This is a genomic window from Acinetobacter sp. 70_2, assembly GCF_056736115.1.
In genome coordinates, this window is sequence record NZ_JBWZIP010000015.1 from 129,815 (window position 1) to 153,339 (window position 23,525).

A 23,525-nucleotide genomic window follows, 5' to 3' on the forward strand; every position below is an offset into this window, starting at 1 on the left:
TTAAACTATTTAAAGCATGTAACAAGATACTTATTTTGCAGTAAATGTTGAACTGAATGATCTTGCTTCGCGTCGAGCATCAGGATCAGATGGCATAGGGTAAGGCGCAGCAGAACGAATAGCAGCTTCTACACTGGCTTTAACATCTGGGTTGCTAGAGCTAACAATAACTGATAATACAGCTCCACTATCACTTAACGTTACACGCGCAGTTGCTTTTTGACCTGATGTTCCTGCTGGAATATCCCAAGCATTTCTAATTTTCTGCTCAAAATCACGCTTCGCTGAAGATGCAATTTTTTTGGCTTCACCCTTTTTCTGAGCAGCTTCTTCCTGTGCTTTTTTAACAGATGCAGCTTTTGCTTCGGCCTCAGCTTCAGCTTTACGTCTTGCATCTTCAGCAGCTTTTTGCTGTTTCGCTTTTGCGTCAGCATCAGCTTTATGCTTAGCATCTTCAGCCGCTTTCTGCTTTTGGGCCTTTGCATCAGCTTCAGCTTTACGCTTGGCATCCTCAGCTGCTTTTTGGTGTTTAGCTTTTGCATCAGCCTCAGCTTTGCGCTTGGCATCCTCAGCCGCTTTCTGCTTTTGAGCCTTTGCATCAGCTTCAGCTTTACGCTTGGTATCTTCAGCTGCTTTTTGATGTTTAGCTTTTGCATCAGCCTCAGCTTTACGCTTGGCATCTTCAGCCGCTTTCTGCTGTTTAACTTTCGCATCCTCAGCAGCTTTGCGTTTAGCATCTTCAGCAGCTTTACGAGCTTCATGTTTAGCTTTTGCCTCAGCTTCAGCTTTACGTTTTGCTTCTTGCTGTGCTTGAAGTTTTGCATTTTCAGCTTCACGTTTCAGTTTTGCCTCGGCCTCAGCTTTACGTTTAGCAGCTTCTTCAGCCTTGCGAGCCTCACTTTGCTCATGTTTGGTTTTTGCCTCAGCTTCAGCTTTACGCTTTTGTTCGGCTTCAACTTTTGCAGCTTTTGCCTCAGCTTGACGCTTAGCTTCAGCCTGCTGTTTTTGAGCTTCCTCTAAACGTTGTTGTTCCGCAGCTTGCTTCGCTTTAGCAGCTTCTTCGGCTTTACGTTTTTCCTCAGCTAATTTTGCTTGCTCAGTTTTTTGCTTTTGGGCAACCAGATGTTGTGCTGTGGGCGGAAGAGGAGGTGATGGTACTGCTGGAAGATTTTGAGGAAGATTTTCATCCACAATTGGGCTTAAAACTTCTTCCGCCTGATTTTCTGCAGTAGTTTGTTGCTCAACTTCTTTTGCTAAAGGTGGTGGTAAATCTTCTGGCTTAACTAAGATAGTCGTCAGCTTTTTTGGCTGTTCAGGTGGTTTACTTAAGCCTAAAAAAAGCAAGCCGACAATGGCAATTGCATGAACTCCAAGTGTGAAGCCCAATGCAATCGCATTTTGTTTAAAAGGAGGCTTTTGATTTTTGTTCATAGCTTATTTTAAAGGCTCTGTCAGAAGGCCAACTTGAGTTAAACCTGCTTCTTGTAAACTTGCCATCAATGATATGACTTCACCGTAAGGGCGCGACTTATCACCATTCACTAAAACCGTAAGTTGTTTGTTTTCTTGCTCAGCTTGCTTTTGTGCTTCACTTAGAACAGATTCAAGCTTTTCACGAGAAAGTGGCTCGTTGTCTTTATAATCTTGATATTGAAGATAAATATTGCCATCTTTACCAATCGTTACCATGGCTGGCATATCTTTGGATTCAATTGGACGATTATTTGCCTGAGGTAAATCGACTTTGATACCGCTAGTAATCATGGGCGCAGTCACCATGAAAATAACCAAAAGTACTAGCATTACATCGATATAAGGCACGACGTTCATGTCACTTTTTAATGGTTTTTTTATGCGCTCAAAGCGCCCTGAACGTTGAATGGCCATTATGCATCTTCCTGTGATGAACCCACAGATTGACGTTGCAATAAAGCAATCATCTCTTCGGCAAATAGTGCGCGGTCAGAGTAGACGCTTTCGCTTTTAGCTGTAAAGTGGTTAAAAGCTAATACCGCAGGAATTGCAGCAAATAAACCAATTGCAGTTGCAATAAGTGCTTCAGCAATACCTGGTGCAACCGTAGCTAACGTCACTTGGTCAACGGCAGCCAAACCAATAAAAGCATTCATGATTCCCCAAACAGTACCGAATAAACCGATATATGGGGCAACAGAACCAATACTTGCTAGAGTGCCTAGACCATATTCAAGAGTACCCTGATCACGACTTAAACCTACACGTAAAATACGCTCGGTGCCTTCAATCGTTTGAGAAGTAGATGCTTGACGTTTTTTAAGTTTAAAAAACTCACTCAATCCTTGATAAAAAATATCTTCAAGGCCTGAACGTTTTGAGTTGAGTTGTGCATTGTTATAGAGAGTATTAAGTTCAGCACCAGACCAGAACATTTTCTGGAAATGTTCATCGCCTTGACGTGCTTTTTTATAACCCATATGTAACTTGGCAATGAGGTACCAACTAAAGATTGATGCTAACAATAAAATCAGCATGACCAATTGGACGACTGGACTTGCTTGTAAGATAAGGTCAGAAATATGCAGGGTTGATTCAATGTTTGTTGCCATAGTTACATATGCCGGTTGTTTTTTTAGTCTTGTTCCAATTCTTTACGAATAAGATCACGTATTTCTTCTGGAAGACGACGAGCTACCAGTTCTTTACTTAAACATGCCAACTCAACCTCGCCAGAAGCAAGCAAGATTTCACCACGATAAATATTTTGTTGCAACACAAATGACGCAGCTTTACATGAAACTACACGTGCTGTAACAGTAATTAGGTCATCCATTAAGATAGGGCGCATGTATTTTACGTCGATTTTGTGGACAACAAAGTTGTAGTCTTTTTGATGCCAGTAATGATCAACGCCAGAAGCACGGAGCCATTCTGTACGGGTACGTTCCATATAGCGAATGTGGTTGGCGTGGTAAACGATACCGCCTGCGTCCGTATCTTCGATATAAACACGAATATTGAATTCAAAATGATTCGCCATGAGAGTATTCCGCTTTAGTTCACTATAGAGCTTTATATTTAAAATATGACTGCTGAATAAAACATCAGTTCTAATCAAAGTCATACATCTGCTTTTAAATACGGGGCAGTTTAGCAGATTGCATACTAAGTCCTATGGCACAACCTTTCAATTGCGATTGCTCTATTTATAATCTAAAAACGGTACATCTTATGGCTAGCATGCTTTTGAGTTAAGAGGGCTTCCATGAGGTTTGAACTTGTTTTGATATATTCGGATAATCTAATACGAATCTTACATGCAGCTCAGTTCCTGTTTTTAAGGCCTTGTCGTCTACAATAAAATAAGGACTATGATTTGGTGCAGCTTGAGTTAAGTCCTGATTTTCTGGTGTTGCGCCTAAGAAAACAAAGAATGACGGCATTAATTTGCCATAATAGGCAAAATCTTCACTTGCGCTTGCATTATGATCTAAAACATGGAGTTTTGAGTTTCCAACAACCTTGACTAAAGTTGGCTGAATAAGCTGAGTCAGTGCTTTGTCATTCATAGTTACTGGAGCATAAGGTGCAATTTCAACTTTAGCAGTCACATCATTGGCTTGAGCATTATGCTCTATCATGACTGGTAAACTTTTTAAGATATTTGCTCGTATCTGTTCGTTATTAGAGCGAATAGTCCCAACCATATTGACCTGTTCAGGGATAACATTTCCTGCTGTACCACCTTGAATATTGCCAATACTCACTACGCCCATGCCTTGGGTAAGGTCGGTTCTCCGGCTAATAAGGCTTTGTAAATTATTAATCATTTGTGCCGATGCATAAATTGAATCTCTACCTAACCAAGGGGTAGAACCATGTACCTGCTTGCCGTTGACCTGAATACGTAAATGGTCTGCACTATTTAAAATGGCGCCATCTTTATAATAAAGATGGCCACTTTGCATACCAGAGATGACATGGATTCCAAAAATGGCTTCAGGTTTATAATCTTTAAATGCGCCATCTGCGATCATTTTTCTGGAGCCGATTTGATCACCTTGTGTGAAGTTGTCTATATCTGCTCCACCTTCTTCCGCAGGTTGAAAAACAAAGACAACCGTACCTGATATTTTATCTTTATTGGCAGCCAGAATTTTTGCCGCACCTAATAGCATTGCGGTATGGGCATCATGTCCACAAGCATGCATTACGTAATTTTCTTTACCTTGATAAATTGCTTTTTGTTTACTCGCAAATGGAACACCACTTTTTTCCTCCATAGGTAGCGCATCCATATCTGCTCTAAGCGCAATAATAGGGCCGGGTTTATTACCTTTTAAAATACCTACAACACCTGTTTTTGCATAACCTGTTTTGACTTGAATGCCATAAGACTTTAATTCTTTTTGAACAAGGGCAGATGTCTTAACTTCCATATTGCCCAGTTCAGGATTTTGATGAATATGTTGTCTTAATTGAATGACCTGATTTTCATTTTGTTGTGCGGCATCTTTGACCCAATCTGCTAGGCTCAGTTGACTCATTAAGGCGAGTGGAAAAACTAAAGCGGCTTTCTTATACATGTCCTTATCCTAAAAATATTATTGTTCATAAGATTTAATATCTAGATTGCTTATAATTCAGTTTTTAAAAATATTAAAAAATCAATAAGGTATAAAGAAAGACTTAAAAGGTATGGAGTGGCTAAATTATTGATAAAGCAATTTTTATTTGAGTTAAGAAGAACCGTTAAATTAAAAAAGGAAGAGAAAATTCTCTTCCTTTGATTAGTTTTTAGGCTCAGGTGGTGTCATACCAAACTGTAAATAAGACTGGTTGGTTGCAATGCGACCTCGAGCAGTACGCATGACATAACCTTGCTGAATTAAATAAGGTTCAATCACATCTTCAAGTGTGCCACTGTCTTCAGCCATAGCTGCTGCAAGCGCTTCAACTCCAGCAGGACCGCCATCAAAACGCTCGAGTAACATGCTCAAATAACGACGGTCTAGGGTATCTAGGCCAGCTTTATCAACATTGAGCATATCAAGCGCACGTTGTGCCATTTCATGGGTTACTTCGCCTGTGCCTTTCACTTGTGCGTAGTCACGAACACGTCGTAATAAACGATTAGCTATACGCGGTGTACCGCGTGAGCGACGAGCTACTTCTTCTGCACCTTCCACTGTAATCGGTACATCCATTAAGTTTGCAGAGCGTGACACAATATGCGTTAAGTCTTCTACAGAGTAGAACTCAAGACGTTGCACAATACCAAAACGGTCACGTAGAGGTGAGGTGAGTAAGCCCGCACGTGTAGTTGCAGCAACTAGGGTAAAAGGCGGCAAATCGAGTTTAATTGAACGAGCAGCAGGGCCTTCACCAATCATGATGTCTAATTGGTAATCTTCCATAGCTGGATACAGAATTTCTTCAATTACTGGTGAAAGACGGTGAATTTCATCAATAAATAAAACATCACCTTCTTCAAGATTCGTGAGCATCGCAGCCAAATCACCAGCACGTTCTAGAACAGGACCCGAAGTAGACTTTAAGTTACCGCCCATTTCACGTGCAATAATGTTCGCAAGTGTGGTTTTACCTAAGCCCGGCGGACCAAAAATCAGCGTGTGATCGAGAGCTTCACCTCGACCCCGAGCAGCACCGATGAAAATTTCCATTTGCTCGCGTACAACAGGTTGCCCAATATAGTCAGCAAGGGAAGTTGGTCGGATAGCCCGATCAAAATGATCTTCAGGTTTTTCTGTTCCACTGATTAGACGGTCTTGCATAGGTGTGTTTACTTCATCATTGATTTAAGAGCAGCACGAATAATATCGGCTGATTCAGTGTAATCGGCTTTAACTGCAGCAACCGCTTTTTGTGCTTCAAGTGGCTTATAACCTAAAGATTGCAGCGCAGCTTCTGCTTCTGCAACAGGAGAGTTTGCAGCAAATTGAATTTGAGGTATGGCCGCCGCAGTTGAAGTGCCTTGAGCCAAGGTTTTAAAACGGTCACGTAGTTCAATCATTAAGCGCTCAGCTGTTTTTTTACCAACGCCCGGAACTTTAACCAATGTATTAATATCATCATGTTCAATGGTATGAACCAATAACTCAACGCTTAACGTTGATAAAATACCTAATGCCATTTTCGGACCAACACCATTTACTTTTAATAAGGTGCGGAAAATAGTTTTTTCTTGAGCATCGCTAAAACCGTAGAGCTGCTGTGCATCTTCACGCACAACTAAATGCGTCCATAGCGTAACTTTCTGGCCTTTTTGTAATTGGCAAAATGTTGAAAGTGGAGTATCAATTTCATAACCCACACCATTTACATTAAGTAAGACAGTTGGGGCTTCTAGGGCAAACACTTCGCCAATTAAACATCCGATCATTGAATCTTTCACTTATTTGTTAATGGTTGAATAGTAGATGCCATTTGTTCTAAACGCAAAATGGCTTTTAAAATTTCTTTTCGATTTCGTGTGGATTTTATCCATGCAGGTAGACGTGAAAAATAACTGTTATTACCAGTCTGTTTAGTTCTTTCTCTTAAATTAGCGTCAATGAATATTTTTAATTCTTTTAAATGTGCAGGGCTATAAACGTATATGTCTCCATGCCTACTTGAAGTTTTTAGATAAAGTTCAAGACCATAGTTTGTAAAACCAAATTTTTGGTCTAAAACAAAAGCTACATTATATTTTTCAAATTTTGAAAATTTTTGGCATAGATGACATTTAGCTTGAATATACGGAGGATAAGCTCCTGAATTATTCAGCTTTTGATTTGCCTTGATCCATGACCCACCACAACTTTGGCAACGCTGGTAAGCTGTGGCGTAAAAATGACCATTGTGACGACTCGATATTGAGCTCTCTTCAGCTTTAATTTGATAACAACAATTTAAACAACTAAAAGAAAAAGTTCCTTGATAAGGCGCATTTACTGGTGACAAAGGACTGTCATATTTCAGGATACTCAGATGAGAACACTTAGGACATTTTACCCACTGATCTGAATACATAAAAGATGATGGATAAAGCCCTCTATCAACATGTCTACTTATCATTAAAACAGACCTATTTTATTACCTTGTAGCTCTTGCGCCAAGCTATAAGCCTGATGATCTGAAAACTTACTAATAATATCGAGTACCTGCATGATATTGCTGTAGTGGTTATTGCTAAAGCGGGCACCGTACAAATGAAGGATCGACATTAAACGTTGTTCTTTAAAGCTTAAAGATTTATGCGGCATGGTTAATGGTACAAACGCGTCAAGAATAGTTTGCAAACTTTGATGTGCAATAATTTCTAAACCAGACTTCTGTGGGTGTTCAAAGATTTTTTCACGCGCCAGATTTTTGGCTGTTTCAATCCCTTTAGCAATATCTGGTGAGCAGTATTGTAAAAGGCTACCTTGCAGCTGACCTGTAATAATTTCATACTGATGTTTGGCAAAAGCGGTAGTGACTTCATCAACTAAACGTTTCATGACACGACCACGCAATGCCGAAATTTTTTGTTGCCATGTACTACTTGGCATTGATAACTCTTCAGGTTGGCCATAATCTGCAATTAAGTTGAGGAAAATCGGTTCAACTTCTTGGTAATTCAGCATATTTAAAATAATGCCATCTTCTAAATCAATGAGGGCATAACAAATATCGTCTGCTGCTTCTAATAAATAGGTGAGTGGATGACGGCAGTAGTGATATTCACCTAATTGAATGAGACCAAGCTGTTCAGCAATTTGCTTTAAAATTTCTTTTTCAGACTGATAACAACCAAATTTGGCTCGTTGGTGTGATGGACGATCACCTTGAGAAGCTATTGTTTTTGAAAGCCAAGGATACTTTAAATATGCGCCTAGGGTCGCGTAAGTTAAACGCATGCCTCCATCATCTGGATGATAGTCAATACGGGTTAATAGGCGTAAACCTTGAGCATTACCTTCAAACTGACGAACATCGGCTTCTTCTTCGGGCGTTAATTTTTTTAGAAAATCATTATGTGATGCATCGTCAAACCATTCACGAATTGCATATTCACCTGCATGACCGAAGGGTGGGTTGCCAATATCGTGAGCAAGGCAGGCTGCTTGAATAATTGCGCCGACATCGGCAGGAGAAATCCAAACGGGCAATTCATCTTTTATTTTTTCGGCTGCCAGCATACCCATGGAACGGCCAATACAGGAAACCTCAAGGGAGTGAGTTAAACGGGTATGGATACCGTCATGCTGTGCTAAAGGGTGAACTTGAGTTTTACGGTTTAACTGACGAAAACTTTGCGAGAATATAATGCGGTCATAATCTTTATGAAAGGGGCTACGAGCCAACTCTGTACTGCTTTTTTTACTGCCTAAACGAACCGCAGAAAGCAGTTCTAACCAACGCATTTGTTCCATTTATCATTATTCAAAACTATAAAGCCTGATCATGCCAAAAAAAACTTAAAAGCACTAGCGTGGTGCGACATAGTTTGTCTTAGTTCAGGTTTTATTATGTTATTGAATAAACATGAAACAATTTATTTTTACCTATAATGCTTAAAAAAATGATTTTGAACAAAAAACACATCACTTCTTGCAGAATTAGGTTACAGAATACTGATTCTACATCTAGCTGATTTTAGCAAGACACAGTAGAATATGCGCTCTCTCTAAAGTCACATTGCGGTAAGGTTCACAAGACCTGCCCGTGGAGCCAAAATCAACATGTTTATCGTGGCCGGTGCAGCAGCACATTCTTCTTTTAAGAAAGCTCAACTATTAACACGTTTATCGTCAATTAGTTCTGTTCAATCTTTTGACAGCCAATGGGTCTATTTGTTTGATCAAGCGCTCAACGAGCAGCAACATCAATCTGCTTTGCAATTATTAAATGACGGTGAGTCTTTTGAACTTCGTCAACCTGCAAGTGATGAGATTCAGATTTTAGTAACACCACGTGTGGGTACTATTTCACCTTGGTCTTCTAAAGCAACTGATATTTTCAAGAACTGTAATACGCCAGTTCACCGTTTAGAACGTGGTCTTTTATTTACGTTAAAAGGTGTTTCTGAAATTTCTAATGAAGTAAAACAAGTACTTCATGACCGTATGACAGAAACTGTTTTTGCTCAAATTGATGATGCAAAAGCGCTCTTTTCAGAAACAGCTCCAAAACCTTTAAACTCAATTGATATCTTGGGTGAAGGTAAAGAAGCATTAGTAAAAGCCAATAACGAATTTGGTTTTGCTTTATCTGAGCAAGAAATTGATTATTTAACCGAAGCGTTCACTCGACTTGGTCGTAACCCAAATGACATCGAGTTAATGATGTTTGCACAAGCAAACTCTGAACACTGTCGTCATAAAATCTTCGGTTCTGAATGGACAATTGATGGTGAAAAACAACCATTATCATTGTTCCAAATGATTAAAAATACTTATAAAGAATCACCAACTGATGTGTTATCAGCATATAAAGATAACGCTTCTGTAATTGTTGGTTATGACACTATGCGTTTTTATCCAAAAGCGGATGAAAATGGTCACTTTGTTTATAAATATAAGAGCCAAGCTGCTCATATTTTAATGAAGGTTGAAACTCACAACCACCCAACAGCAATTTCTCCATTTGCTGGTGCTGCAACTGGTTCAGGGGGTGAAATCCGTGATGAAGGTGCAACTGGTCGTGGTGGTAAACCAAAAGCTGGTTTAACAGGCTTTACAGTTTCTAACTTAAATATTCCTGGTTTTGAACAACCTTGGGAAGAAAACTACGGTAAACCTTCACGTATGGCATCGCCATTACAAATTATGATTGAAGGTCCATTAGGTGGCGCGGCATTTAACAATGAATTTGGTCGTCCTGCTTTAAATGGTTATTTCCGTACTTTCGAACAAAACGTAAATGGTGAAGTGAAGGGCTTCCATAAGCCAATCATGATCGCTGGTGGTTACGGTAACATTCGTCCTGACCATGTAGAAAAAGATGCGATTCAACCAGGTGACTTGCTCATTGTATTGGGTGGCCCTGCAATGTTAATCGGCCTTGGTGGCGGTGCAGCATCTTCTGTAGACAGCGGTACAATGGGTGAAAGCCTTGATTTCGCTTCTGTACAACGTGAAAACCCAGAAATGGAACGCCGTTGTCAAGAAGTGATCGATACATGCTGGCGCTTAGAAGACTTCAACCCAATCGTTTCTGTACACGACGTTGGGGCGGGTGGTCTATCAAATGCAATGCCTGAACTTGTAAATGACCACGAGTTAGGTGCAGTTCTTAATCTTCGTAAGATTCCTTCATTAGAGCCGGGCATGAGCCCAATGGAAATCTGGTCAAATGAAGCACAAGAGCGTTATGTTCTTGCAATTCGTCCGGAGTCTTTAGAACAGTTCGAAGCAATCTGTGCACGTGAACGTTGTCCATTTGCTGTTTTGGGTGAAGCAACAGAAGCACGTCATTTAACTGTTGAAGATCCATTGTTCCAAAACAATGCAGTTGATATCCCAATGCAAGTGATGCTTGGTGGTACACCGCGTATGCAACGTTCTTATGAAACAATTGAGCGTAAAGGTAACGAATTTGACGCTTCAAAAGTTGATTTGAAAGATGCGATTTTCCGTGTATTGAAAAATCCTACAGTTGCGTCTAAGTCATTCTTGATCACCATTGGTGACCGTTCAATTACTGGTATGGTTGCACGTGACCAAATGGTTGGTCGTTGGCAGATTCCTGTTGCAGATGCAGCAGTAACAACTACAAGCCTACAAGGCTTCACTGGTGAAGCAATGGCAATGGGTGAGCGTCCACCAGTTGCATTGTTAAATCCAGCAGCGTCTGCTCGTTTGGCAGTTGCTGAAGCAATTACCAATATTGCATGTGCAAACATTGAACAAATTAGCGATATCAAACTTTCTGCAAACTGGATGGCTGCTGCTGGTCAAAAAGGTGAAGACCAAGCACTGTTTGAAGGTGTGAAAGCGATTGGTATGGAAATGTGTCCTGCTTTGGGAATTGCAATTCCTGTAGGTAAAGACTCACTTTCAATGCGTACCACTTGGAACGATAACGGCGAAGATAAAGCTGTAACATCTCCAATGACTGGCGTAATTACTGCATTTGCTCCTGTAGCTGATGTTCGTAAGACTTTAACACCTGAACTTAAGAATTTAGAAGATTCAGTACTTGTACGTATTGATTTATCTAAAGGTCAGTTCCGTTTAGGTGGTTCGATTCTTGCTCAAGTATATAAAGCAATTGGTTCAATCACTCCAGATGTTGATAGTTTTGATGATTTCAAAGCGTTCTTTGCTTTAATTCAAGACTGGAATAACCGTGGCTTGATTCAAGCTTACCATGACATCGGTGATGGTGGTTTACTCGCAACTGTAGCTGAAATGATGTTTGCTTCACGTTTAGGTGTGGCATTAGAAAACCAAACTACTGCTGGTTTATTTGCAGAAGAAATTGGTGCAGTAGTTCAAATCAAAGCAGCTGATTGGGAAGCTTTACAAGCAGAAGTTGCTGCTTCTAGCTTGAAAGATGCAATTGCTGTAGTTGGTCGCGTAAATAACACCGATCAATTATCTGTAAATGGCTTAACACTAGAGCGTGCAGAGTTACAACAAGCTTGGTCTGAGGTATCTCATCAGATCCAACGTTTACGTGATAACGTTGAAACTGCTGATCAAGAATTTGCTTTAATTACTGATAAATCACATCAAGGTTTAATTGCAAAACCTACATTTGATTTAAATGAACCTATTGAAGCGCCGTTTATTAATAGCCGTCGTCCTAATATGGCAATCTTGCGTGAGCAAGGTGTAAATGGTCATATTGAAATGGCAGCAGCTTTCGACAAAGTTGGCTTTAATACGATTGACGTACACATGAGCGATTTACTTGCTGGTCGTGTGAGCCTAAGTGATTTCGAAGGTTTAGTGACTTGTGGTGGTTTCTCTTACGGTGACGTAATGGGTGCAGGCGGTGGCTGGGCAAAATCAGTTCTGTTCAATGCGAAGTTACGTGATCAGTTTGAACAATTCTTCCACCGTGAAGGTACGTTTAGCTTAGGTATCTGTAATGGTTGCCAAATGTTGTCACAATTAGCACCGCTTATTCCGGGTGCTGAACATTGGCCACGTTTCCACCGCAATATGTCAGAAGTTTTTGAAGCGCGTAGCGTAAACGTTCGTGTTGAAAAATCTGTTTCTGTATTACTTGATGGTATGGAAGGTTCGATTTTACCAATTGCTGTTGCACATGGTGAAGGTCGTGCAGTTGCGAGTGAAACTGATATTGCAAACTTGAATGCAGCGAACCAAGTTGCTTTGCGTTATGTTGATAGTCACGGTAACCCGACTCAACATTATCCATTGAACCCGAATGGTTCACCTGAAGCGATTACTGGTGTAACATCTAAAGATGGTCGTGCAACGATCATGATGCCACACCCAGAGCGTACTTTCCGTGCCATTCAACACTCTTGGAGTCCAGAAGAGTGGACTGAAGATGGTGCATGGTTACGTATGTTCCGTAACGCACGTAAATTTATCGGTTAATATAAAAATTGAAATAAGCCACCGTAAGGTGGCTTATTTGTATGTAGTACAATGTAAATAGAATAAATAGTAGAGAAGAAAAATGAAATCAAAAATCCATTTCCGTGAGTTTGCACTTCTGATGGCATTACTCATGTCTATTGTTTCTTTTTCGATAGATGCAGTCCTACCCGCTTTAGGTGAGGTTGGACGAGTTTTTGACTTAAAAAATAATAACCAGTCGCAGTGGGTCATTATTGGTATTTTTTCTGGTATGACGATAGGGCAACTTATTGCGGGACCACTATCCGATGCGATCGGGCGTAAACGCATTTTATTTACTGGCATCATCATTTACTTTTTGGGAAGTTTATTGTGTTTTACCACACAAAGTTTTGAATGGTTTTTAGTAGGGCGCTTTATTCAAGGTATTGGGGTTTCTGGACCTTACGTTGCTTCTATTTCAATTGTGCGAGATAAATACAGCGGTGCTCAAATGGCCCGTATCATGTCTTTAATTATGATGGTGTTTATGGTTGCGCCAGCGATTGCACCAAGTCTGGGGCAGCTTATTATTCATTTTTTTGGTTGGCGCGACATTTTTGTTTTATACATGGTCTATGCCACAGTGGTTGGGGCATGGGTCGCTTTACGATTAGAAGAAACCTTGCACCCTGAAAATCGTTTACCTATGCGTTTCCAAGCATTTCAAGAGGGCTTTAAAGAAGTCGTAAGTAATAAGACCACCATGAGTTATTTGCTATGTGCAGGTTTTTGCTTTGGTGGGTTTATTGGCTATTTGGGAACTTCTCAACAAATTTTTATGCAGCAATTTGGTAAAACTGGGCAAGAATTCAGTGCTTATTTTGCTGTGCTTGCTGGTGTGATGGGAATTGCTTCATTTACCAACTCTAAAATTGTGATGAAGTTTGGTATGCGTCCAATTTGTATTTATGGCTTTCTAGGTTTGTGCTTAATTTCTTTGGTTTTCTTAGGAATTCAACTTTTAGGCGTGGCTGTGTCATTCTGGATGTTTATGCTTTATGCCTGCATTTTATTTTTATTATTTGGAACTTTATTTGGTAATTTAAACGCGATTGCAATGGAACCTATGGGACATGTAGCTGGAATGGCATCGGCCATTATTGGTGCAGCTTCGTCTGTATTGTCACTTATTCTTGCCTCTATTATTGGGCAGTTATATAACGGTACATTAATTCCAATGACTTGCGGCTTCGTCATTTTATGTGGTTTAGCATTTATGATGACCGTATATGAGAATAGATATTTAAAGAAATCTAATGTCTAAAAGAGTTAAGAAATAATGATAGCTTTCTGAATTTTAAAAGTTCTTTGAGCTTAAGGTCAGTGATTATAGTTCTATAAAGTTTAAGAAAATTTGTAAGAGTATAGACATATGTATATTTAACCCCTTATGCTTGGATTGAGGTTGGTTCAATTTTTGCTTTCTCTGTAACAACGATAAAAATCGGAGATCAAAATGATGAAAAACAAAAATCATATAGGAACGATGTATACAAAGGACAGAGGCTGGCGCTTATTCGGCTTGGCGCTTGCTATTCAAATTCTTTTTATTGGAGCAAATTATTTGGCACTGATGAGCTGACTTTGATTTAGAAGCTTTTTTAACGGTATGATTTAAAGCAAGTTCAATAGTTTTGAGTTATTCCACTCATGTTAAAGTTGGTTTATTACGTACCCGAGTCACATCTTGAGTCGACTAAACAGTCTATATTTGCTGCTGGAGCAGGTGGTATAGGTAACTATGAACACTGCGCATGGCAAGTCAAAGGGATAGGGCAGTTTAAACCAGTCAAAGGCGCTGATCCTTATATTGGTGAGTTGGGTGAACTCGAAGAAGTTGAAGAATGGCGCGTTGAAACAATTGTACTAGAAGAAAAGGCAAGTGAGGTTGCGAAAGCATTAAAGGCAAGCCATCCTTATGAAGAGCCTGCCTTTGAATTTATCCAAATTTTAGATATTAGTTAAATTGTGAGAAATCTGGTTTACGTTTTTGCATAAATGCTTGTACAGCTTCTAGCATTTCAGGTGATTGAACGCGTTGCATAAAGATTTCAGCTTCATGATCAATACATGCAATGATCTTATCCAGATCATGCTTCATCAATGCTTTTGTTTGTTTTAACGAAGCAAGCGGTAATGCTGTTAAGTGCTGAGCAGTTGCCTGAGCGGATGCATAAGAATCTTCCACCACTTCATTCACTAGGCCTGCTTGTAGAGCAGTTTCTGCATTGAATTTTTTTGCAGTAAACAGTAATTCAGCTGCTTTGTGATAACCTGCTTGCTTAACCAATAATTGACTTGCACCACCTTCAGGAGAAAGACCAAGACTTACAAATGGAATTTGGAATAGGGCAGTGTTATCAGCAAAAACTAAGTCTGCATGTAATAAAATCGTAACACCAATACCAATTGCTACACCTTTTACTGCAATAATAAGCGGCTTTGATAATTTGGCAGCAGATTTAAGGAGTACAAATGGAGGAACTTGACCAGCTGGACCTGCATTAGGATTTTGTACAAAACCCATAAAGTCTTTCATGTCATTACCAGCGGTAAAATCTTGTTCAACACCACGTAAAACAACTACTCGTACATCTTTATTTTGGTCAGCTTCATCAAGTGCTTGAGCAATCCATAAGTAAAGTTCGCCATATAATGCATTTTTTGCTTCTGGGCGATTTATGGCTAAGGTGAGTACGCCACCTTGTAAATTTGCTTGTAAATGTTGATGAGGTTGTTGAATACAGCTAAGTGTCATCGTACTATCCTTGCTTTAAACCACGTTGTTGATTTTTAGGTTCTCATTATGGCGCATATTTTTTGTAATAAGCGTAACTGGTGAGTTCATAAAAAGTGAAAAACTCATTATGTATACATTTGACTATCTCGTTTTTATAGGGCGTTTTCAACCATTTCATTTGGCTCATATGCAGACAATTGAAATTGCTTTGCAGCAAAGCCATTATGTCGTTTTAGCATTAGGCTCTGCTCAAATGGAGCGCAATATTAAGAATCCGTTCTTAGCAGTAGAGCGCGAGCAAATGATCTTGTCAAATTTTTCACCGGATGAGCAAAAGCGTATTCGGTTTGTACATGTCGTAGATGTTTATAATGATGAGAAGTGGGTAAAACAAGTCAAATCACTGGTAAATGGTGTAATAGAACCGAACTCAAAAGTTGGTTTGATTGGGCATTTTAAGGATGAGTCTTCTTATTATTTGAGACTATTTCCTGAGTGGATTATGGTGGAACTGGATAGCTTAAAGGATTCTATTTCAGCCACTCCAATGCGTGAAGCATATTATCGTGGGGAAATCCAAACGGAATTTTTTCCAGTAGGAACGATTAAATTTCTAGATGAATTTAAAGAAACTGAAGTTTATGCTGAACTACAACGCAAATATCTCATAGATGATAAAAGTAATTTAAATTAACTCAGTTTGTGGCTTTAATTCTTGAATCAAAAAATCAATAAAAACACGAATATGAAAAGATTCGTGTTTTTTATGTGGGTAGAGGAGAGAAAAAGGACGTGAAGTTCCTGAAAGTTTTGTAAGAACCTCAAGCAACTCTCCATTTTTAAGCTCTTTTTCTACTATAAAACGGTAGGTTTGTAATAATCCTGCACTATGTTTTGCTAAGGTGACAGTACCTAAAATATCATCTAAACAACGAATCTTACCTGTGCTTTGATATTCAATAGTTTGATGATTTGAATTGAATAACCAAGGTACATTTTTTCCTGTACTAGGTAACACAAATTGAATGCATTGATGATGCTGTAAATCGTCAAGGATCTGCGGTGTGCCGAAATTTTTTAAGTATTCTGGTGAAGCCACCACAATTAGCTCAGCTTGTTCAAGCTGACGTGCAATTAAATTCGAATCAGCAAATTGTCGTCCACGAATTGCTAAGTCATATCCTTCAGCAATAAAGTCCACATTTTTATTGGTGAGTTGAACATCAACTTCGATGACAGGATATTGTCGTGAGAATTTTGCTAATAATGGCAATATTCGGTAATGCCCATAAGGTGTTGGTACGCTGATGCGAATCAAACCTGAGGGTTGTTGCTTTTGGTTTTTAAGTTGTTGCTCAGCTTCTAAAATTTGATTTAATGCTTGTTTACATTCCTCAAAATACATTTTTCCTTGTGGTGTCAAACGTACTTGTCGAGTCGTTCTCATAAAAAGTGGTGTTGCTAAATGTTTTTCTAATCGGGCAATTGAACGGCTTACCGCTGCTGGACTAACACCTGCATGAAGTGCTGCTTTGGAAAAGCTTTCGTTTTCTGCGACTAAGCAAAATAGCTCTACGCTACTAAACATCATTCTTTTTAGCTGTTGAGCCATTTATTACACCATGTAAAAAATGATTTGAGTTCCGGGCTATTTAAGCACATATAAGTAAACAATAAGATGATTTTCATACCTTGTATGGAGTTATTTTATGAAACTATTTTATTCACCAAATGCCTGTTCTTTAGCGCCACATATTGTTTTAAGAGAGCTGGGATTTGCATTTGAATTAATCAAAGTCGATTTACACCAGCATTTAACAGAAAAGGGTGAAGACTTTTACCAACTTAATAAAAAAGGACAAGTACCTTTATTACAGCTTGATGATGGTTCATTGTTAACGGAAGGCGCTGTAATTTGCCAATTTCTTGTTGACCAGTCGTCACGAAAAGATTTATTAGCTGAAATAAATACCACCGATCGTTACAAGACTCTCTCATGGATGAATTTTATTGCTTCTGAAATTCATAAAGCGTATTCGCCATTTTTCAATGACTCTTATAATGAACAATTCAAAAGTGTATATAGCATCATCCTCAATAAACACTATTCACAGATTGATGAACAATTAAAGGGGCAAAATTATTTAACAGGAAGCAACTTTACGATTGCTGATATTTATCTTTTTGTTGTTACTCGCTGGGCTGATTTTATTGGGCTTGATCTAAAGCACTTTATGCATTTAGCAAGTTTTATGCAGAGAATTGCCGAGCGTCAAACCGTTCAAGATGCTATTGCAGCAGAATCTCCTTGTTATGAAAGAAAATTATAAAAGGAGGTGAGTATGCCTTATATCTTAATTCAAATTACTAAAGAAAATGTCTTGCTACAGCAGAAACAACAGTTAATTCGAGAAGCAACGGAGCTTATGGTTCGCATACTTGATAAAGATCCGGCTACTACATTTGTGGTCATTAATGAAGTTGAAACCGATAACTGGGGTGTTGCAGGTGAAACTGTTTCTGCGATACGAAAAAGACAAAGTTTGAGTACTTAAAATGCAAAATAATCCTATTACTGAGATTCAGAAACAACTAGAGCAATATTTTGATGGTTTGTATTTTTGTGATGTGCAACTTCTAAATAATGTTTTTCATCCTGATGCTATATATATCAATGTAACCGAGCAACCCGTACTACGACTTAGCATGGCTGAATATTTTCCGATTGTTGCGAGTCGAATTTCTCCAGCTTCAAAGCGACAAACACGACAGGATAAAATCAATTCAATCAATTTGATTAATGAACGGTTGGCACTAGTACATGTTGAATGCGTTATCCACCCTAAATATTTTTATGATGCACTTACATTTGTGTTTGAAGATGGGAAATGGAAGATCATATCGAAAGTATTCCATTATCAAATATTAGCGGACTGAATGATTAAGCATCTGCCCAAAAAATAATACGGTTGGAAAAAGGATCGGTGATGCTGAGTTCAAGTGTTTCCCAATCTGTTTTTTCAACCTGAGGTTTAGAAAATTTATAATCTTTTTGACTGAGTTCACTATGTAATTCATAAATATGTTCCCAATAAATACGGATTGCACTATGAGGACTCGCATCTCCAAAATGCTCAGAGAGATGAATGATGCAATCATCTTTGGAGATTTGTAAATACAACGGAAAGTTATCTTCAAATTGGTGTTGCCAATCAAGCTGAAAGCCTAAGAAATCAAGATAAAATGATTGAACTAACGCGACATCAAAAATTCTTAAAATAGGGGTAATCGAACCAGATTGCATCATTTTTCCTTTTAACGTGTACCAAATTGTTGTGCCCAGTAACTCTTTTGTTTAGCGGACTGATCAGAAGCACAAGCGATTGCATAAGTTGTGAATTTGGGGTTCATTAGGTTACTACAGTGTAGGGGACTCGATAACCATTTAGACATCACCTCATTTAAAGTTTTCTGCCCACTCGCGACATTCTCACCGTTGGCTTTACTAAGCGTATTGTAAAGTTTCAAACGTGATTTTAAGTCCAGACCCGTTGAGCTAACATGACTTAAAAAGTTATGTGTCGCCATATCTTCGCTATGAGAAAGTGCGCCTTTATATAAATTATTATTCCAACTTAAAGGTTGAGCGGCAGAAAAATATTGCTGACCGCACTGGCGTGATTGCTGGCGAATCTGATTAATTGTATTAAGAATAGCTTGTTGATAAGCAGGGTTTTGTAAATCTTCGCAGCTTATTTCTATAGGGGATTTCTGAACTTGTGGGGTAGATGAGTTAAGGGGAGGAGGTCTACTTGATGAGTTAACGGAGCAAGCAGCAATAACAAGGCTAGAAGGTAATAAAGTACAAACTTTTAGTAGATTCATCGCTATGCCATTATTCGAATTATTTTAACATTTTTATCATACGCCAAATTAAAATGGCTGAGCAATTTATGTGCGTGTAAAAAAGCGAGTATTCAACTCGCTTTTTATTACTTAAGTTTATTAAGCTGATTGCAATGCTTTTAAGTCTTCTAGAACTTGTTCTGCATGGCCAGCAGCTTTTACTTTACGGTAGCTTTTAACTAAAGTTTTGTTATGGAAAATGAAAGTAGAGCGCTCAATACCCATTACTTTTTTTCCATACATATTCTTTTCTTTAATCACATCAAAGTGATTACAGAGCACTTCTTCTTTATCACTAATGAGATCAATGGTTAGTGCTTGCTTTTCTGTAAAGTTTTGGTGGGCTTTCACTGAGTCGCGCGAAACACCGTAAATACGAGCACCTAAAGTATCAAACTGGTCTTTTAAACAAGAAAAACCGACAGCTTGTGTAGTACAGCCTGGAGTTGAATCTTTAGGGTAGAAGTAAATAATCAGCCATTCATTGTCGACTTCAGCTAAATTAACTTCGCCGTGTGTAGTTGGGAAAACCTGATTTGGCAGTTGAATATTTTCAGACATTTCTTATCCTTTAAAAGTTAAATTTGATCTAATTCAAGTGGTAGAAAAGCATATTCTTCATGATAAACAATATCGAGTTTTCTTACAGGAATAGCTTTGTTAAAAATTGGACCATCAATGACAGTGGTATGAAATTCACCGCCTTCACCGCATGGATCAATGCCACGGTTCTCAAGCTCTTGGATATATTCTAAAGATAAAACTTGACCTAAATCTTCTACTTTCATTCCTAGTTTAAGATTAACAGTGACTATTACACTTTTAAATCCAAGTTGAATGAACTCTTCAACCACTTCACGGTGCGGACGCAGCCAGAGTGGCATGCCTAATTTAAGCCCCACTGTTTGAGTGACACGGTCATGCCAACAACCATGTTCAGGCATATCTAAATCACCTGTAACCAGTACCTCTGCACCTTTTTGTTTGGCTTCATTCAGTAAGCTAATGAACTTAGTTTCATAGTCATTCCAACTAGACGAAGCCATAAATACAGGTAAGCCAATTGCTTGTGCTTGCGCCTGAATAATATCAAGTGGCATTGCATGTGAACGAGAGCGTTGACCATGCTCTTCTAACATAACGATTAAACCAATTACCTTGCCAGTTTTCACAGCATGGTAGAGTGCAAGAGAACTGTCTTTGCCTCCACTAAATGAGACAATAGATCGTTTATCTGTTGCGTTAGTTTTCCATTGTTCTTGCATGGCTTATTTCGAATGGCGAGATCGGTGTCATTTTAACAGAGCAATAAAAAAAGCCTGCATAAATGCAGGCTTAATTTGGAGCAACAAAAGCTTATTTTTTAGGAGCTTGTTGTTGAGCCGCTTTCATTGCTTCTTCAGTTAATTTCTCAAGCTTAGTTGTTAACTGAGGACCGAAACATGCTTTAAGATCACGGTTTTGTTGTTGTACAAAAGCTAAAGAGCTTGGGCTTTTCTTCGCATTAATTGCGCTTTGGATTTCCCATTTTTGTGCTTCAGTCACTTTACCTTGAGCATCAACTTGGCAGCTACAGAATTTGCTAACTTCAGCTGAACTTAATTTACCGCCTTTTGCAGTTTGGTCTTTACAAACGTTGATTAATGCACCTTTAACGTTAGTGCTTTTATATGCTGCTTGAACTGGGTTTTCAGCTGCTTGAGCAGAACCAGCCATAAGTGCAGCTGCTGAGAATAAAGATGAAAGAATAAGATTTGATTTTAACAACTTCATAAATTTTACCTACTTATTGCGGTATATAGCGTGTTGGATCGGTAACGCCGGCATCGATAAAGCCTTCTTTACGCAAACGGCAACTGTCACACTTGCCACACGCACGTCCTTGAGCATCTGCTTGGTAGCAAGATACCGTTTGGCTATAGTCTACGCCATGTTCAATCCCTAAACGTATAATATTCGCTTTGGATAAATGTAACAGGGGTGTTTCAAATTTAAGTGGTTTTCCTTCAACGCCAGCTTTGGTCGCTAAACGAGCCATATTGGCAAAAGCATCAATAAATTCTGGGCGACAATCAGGATATCCTGAATAATCAACAGCATTGATACCAATCACAATCGCTTCAGCATTGAATACTTCAGCCGCAGCTAAGGCATATGAAAGGAAAATTGTGTTACGTGCTGGTACATAAGTTACAGGAATGCCTTCTTGTAATTGTTCTGGTACAGCAATGTTATGGTCTGTAAGTGCAGATCCACCTAAATTGGCTAAATCGATATTGATTACACGGTGTTCAACACCTGCACGCTGAGCTAATGCTTTTGCTGCATCAAGTTCAGTGGTTGAGCGTTGACCATACATAAAACTAATAGCGATACATTCATAGCGCGCTTGTGCCCAAGCTAGGCAAGTGGTTGAGTCTAAGCCGCCTGAAAGTAAAACAATGGCACGAGGGCGCATATTTTTCTCCATATTCGGAATGATTTATTTTATTGAGCGATTAACGACCTGATTCATCATTCCAGAGCAGTTTATGTAACTGTAGCTGGAAACGTACAGGCAGTTTATCGTCCAGTATCCACTGTGCCAGATCACGTGCTAAACGTGGCAGGCCAACAGCACCTTTTTCAACTGCAAAGGCAGGGGAGAACCAAACGGTACTGACTTTGGTCTGCAGTTGATATTGTTCAACTTGTTGTTTTGACCATTCATAGTCTTCACGGTTACAAATCACAAATTTGATTTGGTCATGTGAGGTTAAGTAGTCAAGATTACTGATGAGATTACGATGTTCTTCACCAGAAGTTGGAGTCTTTAAATCGAGAACTTTAGAAACACGTGGGTCTACTTTTGAGACATCAAGAGCGCCACTGGTTTCTAAAGAAACGTCAAAGCCAGCATCACATAAACGTTGTAATAAAATTAAGCAATTTGGCTGTGCTAGGGGTTCACCACCAGTCACACAAATATAAGGCGTTTGATATTTTTCAGCCGTTTCAATAATGTGCTCGAGTGATAAACGCTCGCCACCTTCAAAAGAATAGGTGGTATCACAATATGTACAACGTAAAGGACAGCCTGTGAGACGAATAAATACAGTCGGTAAACCAGAGGCATTTGCTTCACCCTGCAACGAGTAAAAAATCTCGGTAATGCGTAAACCAGACGCAGGGTCAGAGACAGGAATTGCAGAGGAACGTAAGGAAGCCATTCTAGAAATACCACACTATATAAAAAATAAAATCTCTACGATCAGTGTTGACCGTAGAGATGCTTGATCAAACTGAAATTAGTCAGCGCGTAACAAATCGTTCAAACTTGTTTTTGCACGTGTTTGCGCATCAACTTTTTTCACGATAATTGCAGCGTATAAGCTGTATTTACCGTCAGCAGATGGGATGTTACCTGGCACAACAACTGAACCAGCAGGAACACGACCATAATGGATTTCGCCAGTTTCACGGTCATAAATTTTGGTTGATTGACCAATGAAGACACCCATTGAAATGACTGAACCTTCTTCAACAATAACGCCTTCAACGATTTCAGAACGCGCACCGATAAAGCAGTTGTCTTCAATAATAGTTGGGTTAGCTTGTAATGGCTCTAAAACACCACCGATACCAACACCACCAGACAAGTGAACGTTTTTACCGATTTGAGCACATGAACCTACAGTTGCCCATGTATCAACCATTGTGCCTTCATCTACATAAGCACCAATGTTGACATAAGATGGCATTAACACCACATTTTTAGCTTGGAAACTACCACGACGAGCCACAGCAGGAGGAACAACACGAACACCTGCAGCTTTAAATTGCTCTTCAGTCCAACCAGAGAATTTAGTTTCAACTTTGTCGTAGAAACGAAGATCACATGACTCGATTGGTTTATTGTCATTGAGTTTAAATGATAATAAAACAGCTTTTTTTAACCATTGATGAACAACCCATTCACCATTGATTTTTTCTGCAACACGAAGTGTACCGTTATCTAATCCAGCAATTGCTTCTTCAACAGCTTGGCGAATTTCGCTTGAGCAATCTGCTGCAGTAAAGTTTGCGCGGTCTTCAAATGCTTGCTCAATGATCGTAGAAAGCTGAGACATGATCTTCCTTCCATAAAAAATTTTAAAGATTTTACACTAATTTGTGACAAGAATCTTTGAAAAAACGTGTTACGTTTAAAGCGAGAGTTAAAGTGGAAAAGCTTATTAGATAATCAAGTGTTTTTTACACAAAAATGATTTGAAAATAAAAATTTAACTCAATTTGTATCAAAAAATAACAGAAATCTAGCAGTTTTTGTATAAAAA

27 protein-coding genes are annotated in these 23,525 nt (G+C 39.0%); 8 read left to right on the forward strand and 19 right to left on the reverse strand.

Features of this window, described 5'->3' with window-relative positions:
- Nucleotides 1-30: 30 nt before the first annotated feature.
- The 9 genes from tolA to AC1PJ9_RS09665 all read right to left on the reverse strand — a co-directional run bounded on the left by tolA (nucleotide 31) and on the right by AC1PJ9_RS09665 (nucleotide 8,396).
- On the reverse strand, nucleotides 31-1,431 hold the full coding sequence (gene tolA, locus AC1PJ9_RS09625) for a cell envelope integrity protein TolA (RefSeq protein WP_311086776.1): 1,401 nt from the start codon (nucleotides 1,429-1,431) through the stop codon (nucleotides 31-33).
- Between the two features lie 3 nt (nucleotides 1,432-1,434).
- The gene (gene tolR / locus AC1PJ9_RS09630) at nucleotides 1,435-1,887 is read right to left on the reverse strand and encodes a protein TolR (RefSeq protein WP_311086777.1); all 453 of its coding nucleotides are present in this window, start codon (nucleotides 1,885-1,887) and stop codon (nucleotides 1,435-1,437) included.
- Nucleotides 1,887-2,585, reverse strand: coding sequence for a protein TolQ (tolQ, locus tag AC1PJ9_RS09635; RefSeq protein WP_311069436.1), 699 nt, complete (start codon nucleotides 2,583-2,585; stop codon nucleotides 1,887-1,889). The genes tolR and tolQ overlap by 1 nt, the downstream gene beginning before the upstream one ends.
- A 23-nt stretch (nucleotides 2,586-2,608) precedes the next feature.
- Complete coding sequence (gene ybgC, locus AC1PJ9_RS09640; protein ID WP_004699892.1) at nucleotides 2,609-3,016, reverse strand: tol-pal system-associated acyl-CoA thioesterase; 408 nt, start codon at nucleotides 3,014-3,016, stop codon at nucleotides 2,609-2,611.
- Nucleotides 3,017-3,227: 211 nt separating this feature from the next.
- The gene (locus tag AC1PJ9_RS09645; RefSeq protein WP_311086778.1) at nucleotides 3,228-4,562 is read right to left on the reverse strand and encodes a M20 family metallopeptidase; all 1,335 of its coding nucleotides are present in this window, start codon (nucleotides 4,560-4,562) and stop codon (nucleotides 3,228-3,230) included.
- 204 nt (nucleotides 4,563-4,766) lie between these two features.
- Nucleotides 4,767-5,771: a Holliday junction branch migration DNA helicase RuvB gene (gene ruvB, locus AC1PJ9_RS09650; protein ID WP_002052424.1), complete on the reverse strand. Its 1,005-nt coding sequence runs from the start codon at nucleotides 5,769-5,771 to the stop codon at nucleotides 4,767-4,769.
- An 8-nt stretch (nucleotides 5,772-5,779) separates the two neighbouring features.
- Nucleotides 5,780-6,379, reverse strand: coding sequence for a Holliday junction branch migration protein RuvA (gene ruvA, locus AC1PJ9_RS09655; protein ID WP_311086779.1), 600 nt, complete (start codon nucleotides 6,377-6,379; stop codon nucleotides 5,780-5,782).
- A gap of 8 nt (nucleotides 6,380-6,387) precedes the next feature.
- Nucleotides 6,388-7,056, reverse strand: a complete 669-nt coding sequence (locus tag AC1PJ9_RS09660) for a hypothetical protein (RefSeq protein WP_311086780.1) — start codon at nucleotides 7,054-7,056, stop codon at nucleotides 6,388-6,390.
- Entirely contained in the window at nucleotides 7,056-8,396 is a 1,341-nt protein-coding gene (locus AC1PJ9_RS09665; RefSeq protein WP_004699901.1) for a deoxyguanosinetriphosphate triphosphohydrolase, read from the reverse strand. Before AC1PJ9_RS09665 ends, AC1PJ9_RS09660 begins: the two co-directional genes overlap by 1 nt.
- Before the next feature lie 309 nt (nucleotides 8,397-8,705).
- On the opposite strand from AC1PJ9_RS09665, the gene purL reads away from it, so the two are divergent.
- The 4 genes from purL (at nucleotide 8,706) to AC1PJ9_RS09685 (ending at nucleotide 14,528) form a co-directional block, all read left to right on the forward strand.
- Nucleotides 8,706-12,539, forward strand: a complete 3,834-nt coding sequence (gene purL, locus AC1PJ9_RS09670) for a phosphoribosylformylglycinamidine synthase (protein WP_311086781.1) — start codon at nucleotides 8,706-8,708, stop codon at nucleotides 12,537-12,539.
- An 82-nt stretch (nucleotides 12,540-12,621) separates the two neighbouring features.
- Complete coding sequence (locus AC1PJ9_RS09675; protein ID WP_311086782.1) at nucleotides 12,622-13,827, forward strand: multidrug effflux MFS transporter; 1,206 nt, start codon at nucleotides 12,622-12,624, stop codon at nucleotides 13,825-13,827.
- Nucleotides 13,828-14,019: 192 nt separating this feature from the next.
- Entirely contained in the window at nucleotides 14,020-14,145 is a 126-nt protein-coding gene (locus tag AC1PJ9_RS09680) for a KGW motif small protein (protein ID WP_311086783.1), read from the forward strand.
- A 68-nt stretch (nucleotides 14,146-14,213) separates the two neighbouring features.
- Nucleotides 14,214-14,528, forward strand: a complete 315-nt coding sequence (locus AC1PJ9_RS09685; RefSeq protein ID WP_311086785.1) for a YqfO family protein — start codon at nucleotides 14,214-14,216, stop codon at nucleotides 14,526-14,528.
- Here the strand turns inward: AC1PJ9_RS09685 and AC1PJ9_RS09690 are convergent.
- The gene (locus tag AC1PJ9_RS09690; protein WP_311086786.1) at nucleotides 14,521-15,321 is read right to left on the reverse strand and encodes an enoyl-CoA hydratase; all 801 of its coding nucleotides are present in this window, start codon (nucleotides 15,319-15,321) and stop codon (nucleotides 14,521-14,523) included. The two genes, AC1PJ9_RS09685 and AC1PJ9_RS09690, sit on opposite strands and share 8 nt — an antisense overlap.
- Nucleotides 15,322-15,430: 109 nt before the next feature.
- Here AC1PJ9_RS09690 and AC1PJ9_RS09695 point away from each other — a divergent pair, with 109 nt between their 5' ends.
- Nucleotides 15,431-15,997: a nicotinate-nicotinamide nucleotide adenylyltransferase gene (locus AC1PJ9_RS09695; protein WP_004699920.1), complete on the forward strand. Its 567-nt coding sequence runs from the start codon at nucleotides 15,431-15,433 to the stop codon at nucleotides 15,995-15,997.
- Here the strand turns inward: AC1PJ9_RS09695 and AC1PJ9_RS09700 are convergent.
- On the reverse strand, nucleotides 15,989-16,915 hold the full coding sequence (locus AC1PJ9_RS09700) for a LysR family transcriptional regulator (RefSeq protein WP_311086787.1): 927 nt from the start codon (nucleotides 16,913-16,915) through the stop codon (nucleotides 15,989-15,991). The two genes, AC1PJ9_RS09695 and AC1PJ9_RS09700, sit on opposite strands and share 9 nt — an antisense overlap.
- A gap of 97 nt (nucleotides 16,916-17,012) precedes the next feature.
- Here AC1PJ9_RS09700 and gstA point away from each other — a divergent pair, with 97 nt between their 5' ends.
- The 3 genes from gstA to AC1PJ9_RS09715 are packed head-to-tail and all read left to right on the forward strand — an operon-like array spanning nucleotide 17,013 to nucleotide 18,240.
- Entirely contained in the window at nucleotides 17,013-17,633 is a 621-nt protein-coding gene (gene gstA, locus AC1PJ9_RS09705; protein ID WP_311086788.1) for a glutathione transferase GstA, read from the forward strand.
- Nucleotides 17,634-17,645: 12 nt separating this feature from the next.
- Nucleotides 17,646-17,858, forward strand: a complete 213-nt coding sequence (locus AC1PJ9_RS09710) for a 2-hydroxymuconate tautomerase family protein (RefSeq protein WP_311086789.1) — start codon at nucleotides 17,646-17,648, stop codon at nucleotides 17,856-17,858.
- A 1-nt stretch (nucleotide 17,859) separates the two neighbouring features.
- A complete protein-coding gene (locus AC1PJ9_RS09715) occupies nucleotides 17,860-18,240 on the forward strand; it encodes a nuclear transport factor 2 family protein (protein WP_311086790.1) in 381 nt (126 codons plus the stop codon).
- 4 nt (nucleotides 18,241-18,244) lie between these two features.
- Here AC1PJ9_RS09715 and AC1PJ9_RS09720 read toward each other — a convergent pair whose 3' ends face one another.
- The 8 genes from AC1PJ9_RS09720 to dapD all read right to left on the reverse strand — a co-directional run bounded on the left by AC1PJ9_RS09720 (nucleotide 18,245) and on the right by dapD (nucleotide 23,318).
- Entirely contained in the window at nucleotides 18,245-18,607 is a 363-nt protein-coding gene (locus AC1PJ9_RS09720) for a glyoxalase superfamily protein (RefSeq protein WP_311086791.1), read from the reverse strand.
- Between the two features lie 11 nt (nucleotides 18,608-18,618).
- Nucleotides 18,619-19,188 (reverse strand): CAP domain-containing protein, encoded by a 570-nt coding sequence (locus AC1PJ9_RS09725; protein WP_311086792.1) that lies wholly within the window; start codon nucleotides 19,186-19,188, stop codon nucleotides 18,619-18,621.
- A gap of 120 nt (nucleotides 19,189-19,308) precedes the next feature.
- Nucleotides 19,309-19,770 (reverse strand): peroxiredoxin, encoded by a 462-nt coding sequence (locus AC1PJ9_RS09730; RefSeq protein WP_311086793.1) that lies wholly within the window; start codon nucleotides 19,768-19,770, stop codon nucleotides 19,309-19,311.
- A 17-nt stretch (nucleotides 19,771-19,787) separates the two neighbouring features.
- The gene (locus tag AC1PJ9_RS09735; protein ID WP_311086794.1) at nucleotides 19,788-20,474 is read right to left on the reverse strand and encodes a Dph6-related ATP pyrophosphatase; all 687 of its coding nucleotides are present in this window, start codon (nucleotides 20,472-20,474) and stop codon (nucleotides 19,788-19,790) included.
- Between the two features lie 91 nt (nucleotides 20,475-20,565).
- Entirely contained in the window at nucleotides 20,566-20,982 is a 417-nt protein-coding gene (locus tag AC1PJ9_RS09740; protein ID WP_263614363.1) for a hypothetical protein, read from the reverse strand.
- A 13-nt stretch (nucleotides 20,983-20,995) separates the two neighbouring features.
- On the reverse strand, nucleotides 20,996-21,667 hold the full coding sequence (queC, locus tag AC1PJ9_RS09745; RefSeq protein WP_001247780.1) for a 7-cyano-7-deazaguanine synthase QueC: 672 nt from the start codon (nucleotides 21,665-21,667) through the stop codon (nucleotides 20,996-20,998).
- 40 nt (nucleotides 21,668-21,707) lie between these two features.
- Nucleotides 21,708-22,418 (reverse strand): 7-carboxy-7-deazaguanine synthase QueE, encoded by a 711-nt coding sequence (gene queE, locus AC1PJ9_RS09750; protein WP_311069425.1) that lies wholly within the window; start codon nucleotides 22,416-22,418, stop codon nucleotides 21,708-21,710.
- Between the two features lie 78 nt (nucleotides 22,419-22,496).
- Nucleotides 22,497-23,318: a 2,3,4,5-tetrahydropyridine-2,6-dicarboxylate N-succinyltransferase gene (gene dapD, locus AC1PJ9_RS09755; protein WP_002052807.1), complete on the reverse strand. Its 822-nt coding sequence runs from the start codon at nucleotides 23,316-23,318 to the stop codon at nucleotides 22,497-22,499.
- Nucleotides 23,319-23,525: the final 207 nt, after the last annotated feature.

Bases quoted from the DNA above. Each gene is read 5' to 3' on its own strand.
- AC1PJ9_RS09715 (WP_311086790.1), top strand. From the start codon at position 17,860: ATGCAAAATAATCCTATTACTGAGATTCAGAAACAACTAGAGCAATAT.
- ruvB (WP_002052424.1), bottom strand. From the start codon at position 5,771: ATGCAAGACCGTCTAATCAGTGGAACAGAAAAACCTGAAGATCATTTT.
- AC1PJ9_RS09645 (WP_311086778.1), bottom strand. From the start codon at position 4,562: ATGTATAAGAAAGCCGCTTTAGTTTTTCCACTCGCCTTAATGAGTCAA.
- AC1PJ9_RS09680 (WP_311086783.1), top strand. From the start codon at position 14,020: ATGATGAAAAACAAAAATCATATAGGAACGATGTATACAAAGGACAGA.
- AC1PJ9_RS09725 (WP_311086792.1), bottom strand. From the start codon at position 19,188: ATGAATCTACTAAAAGTTTGTACTTTATTACCTTCTAGCCTTGTTATT.
- AC1PJ9_RS09710 (WP_311086789.1), top strand. From the start codon at position 17,646: ATGCCTTATATCTTAATTCAAATTACTAAAGAAAATGTCTTGCTACAG.
- AC1PJ9_RS09665 (WP_004699901.1), bottom strand. From the start codon at position 8,396: ATGGAACAAATGCGTTGGTTAGAACTGCTTTCTGCGGTTCGTTTAGGC.
- AC1PJ9_RS09740 (WP_263614363.1), bottom strand. From the start codon at position 20,982: ATGAAGTTGTTAAAATCAAATCTTATTCTTTCATCTTTATTCTCAGCA.
- AC1PJ9_RS09675 (WP_311086782.1), top strand. From the start codon at position 12,622: ATGAAATCAAAAATCCATTTCCGTGAGTTTGCACTTCTGATGGCATTA.
- ruvA (WP_311086779.1), bottom strand. From the start codon at position 6,379: ATGATCGGATGTTTAATTGGCGAAGTGTTTGCCCTAGAAGCCCCAACT.
- AC1PJ9_RS09695 (WP_004699920.1), top strand. From the start codon at position 15,431: ATGTATACATTTGACTATCTCGTTTTTATAGGGCGTTTTCAACCATTT.
- AC1PJ9_RS09660 (WP_311086780.1), bottom strand. From the start codon at position 7,056: ATGATAAGTAGACATGTTGATAGAGGGCTTTATCCATCATCTTTTATG.
- tolQ (WP_311069436.1), bottom strand. From the start codon at position 2,585: ATGGCAACAAACATTGAATCAACCCTGCATATTTCTGACCTTATCTTA.
- tolA (WP_311086776.1), bottom strand. From the start codon at position 1,431: ATGAACAAAAATCAAAAGCCTCCTTTTAAACAAAATGCGATTGCATTG.
- AC1PJ9_RS09690 (WP_311086786.1), bottom strand. From the start codon at position 15,321: ATGACACTTAGCTGTATTCAACAACCTCATCAACATTTACAAGCAAAT.
- AC1PJ9_RS09720 (WP_311086791.1), bottom strand. From the start codon at position 18,607: ATGCAATCTGGTTCGATTACCCCTATTTTAAGAATTTTTGATGTCGCG.
- purL (WP_311086781.1), top strand. From the start codon at position 8,706: ATGTTTATCGTGGCCGGTGCAGCAGCACATTCTTCTTTTAAGAAAGCT.
- AC1PJ9_RS09685 (WP_311086785.1), top strand. From the start codon at position 14,214: ATGTTAAAGTTGGTTTATTACGTACCCGAGTCACATCTTGAGTCGACT.
- tolR (WP_311086777.1), bottom strand. From the start codon at position 1,887: ATGGCCATTCAACGTTCAGGGCGCTTTGAGCGCATAAAAAAACCATTA.
- ybgC (WP_004699892.1), bottom strand. From the start codon at position 3,016: ATGGCGAATCATTTTGAATTCAATATTCGTGTTTATATCGAAGATACG.
- AC1PJ9_RS09700 (WP_311086787.1), bottom strand. From the start codon at position 16,915: ATGGCTCAACAGCTAAAAAGAATGATGTTTAGTAGCGTAGAGCTATTT.
- queE (WP_311069425.1), bottom strand. From the start codon at position 22,418: ATGGCTTCCTTACGTTCCTCTGCAATTCCTGTCTCTGACCCTGCGTCT.
- AC1PJ9_RS09730 (WP_311086793.1), bottom strand. From the start codon at position 19,770: ATGTCTGAAAATATTCAACTGCCAAATCAGGTTTTCCCAACTACACAC.
- gstA (WP_311086788.1), top strand. From the start codon at position 17,013: ATGAAACTATTTTATTCACCAAATGCCTGTTCTTTAGCGCCACATATT.
- AC1PJ9_RS09735 (WP_311086794.1), bottom strand. From the start codon at position 20,474: ATGCAAGAACAATGGAAAACTAACGCAACAGATAAACGATCTATTGTC.
- dapD (WP_002052807.1), bottom strand. From the start codon at position 23,318: ATGTCTCAGCTTTCTACGATCATTGAGCAAGCATTTGAAGACCGCGCA.
- queC (WP_001247780.1), bottom strand. From the start codon at position 21,667: ATGCGCCCTCGTGCCATTGTTTTACTTTCAGGCGGCTTAGACTCAACC.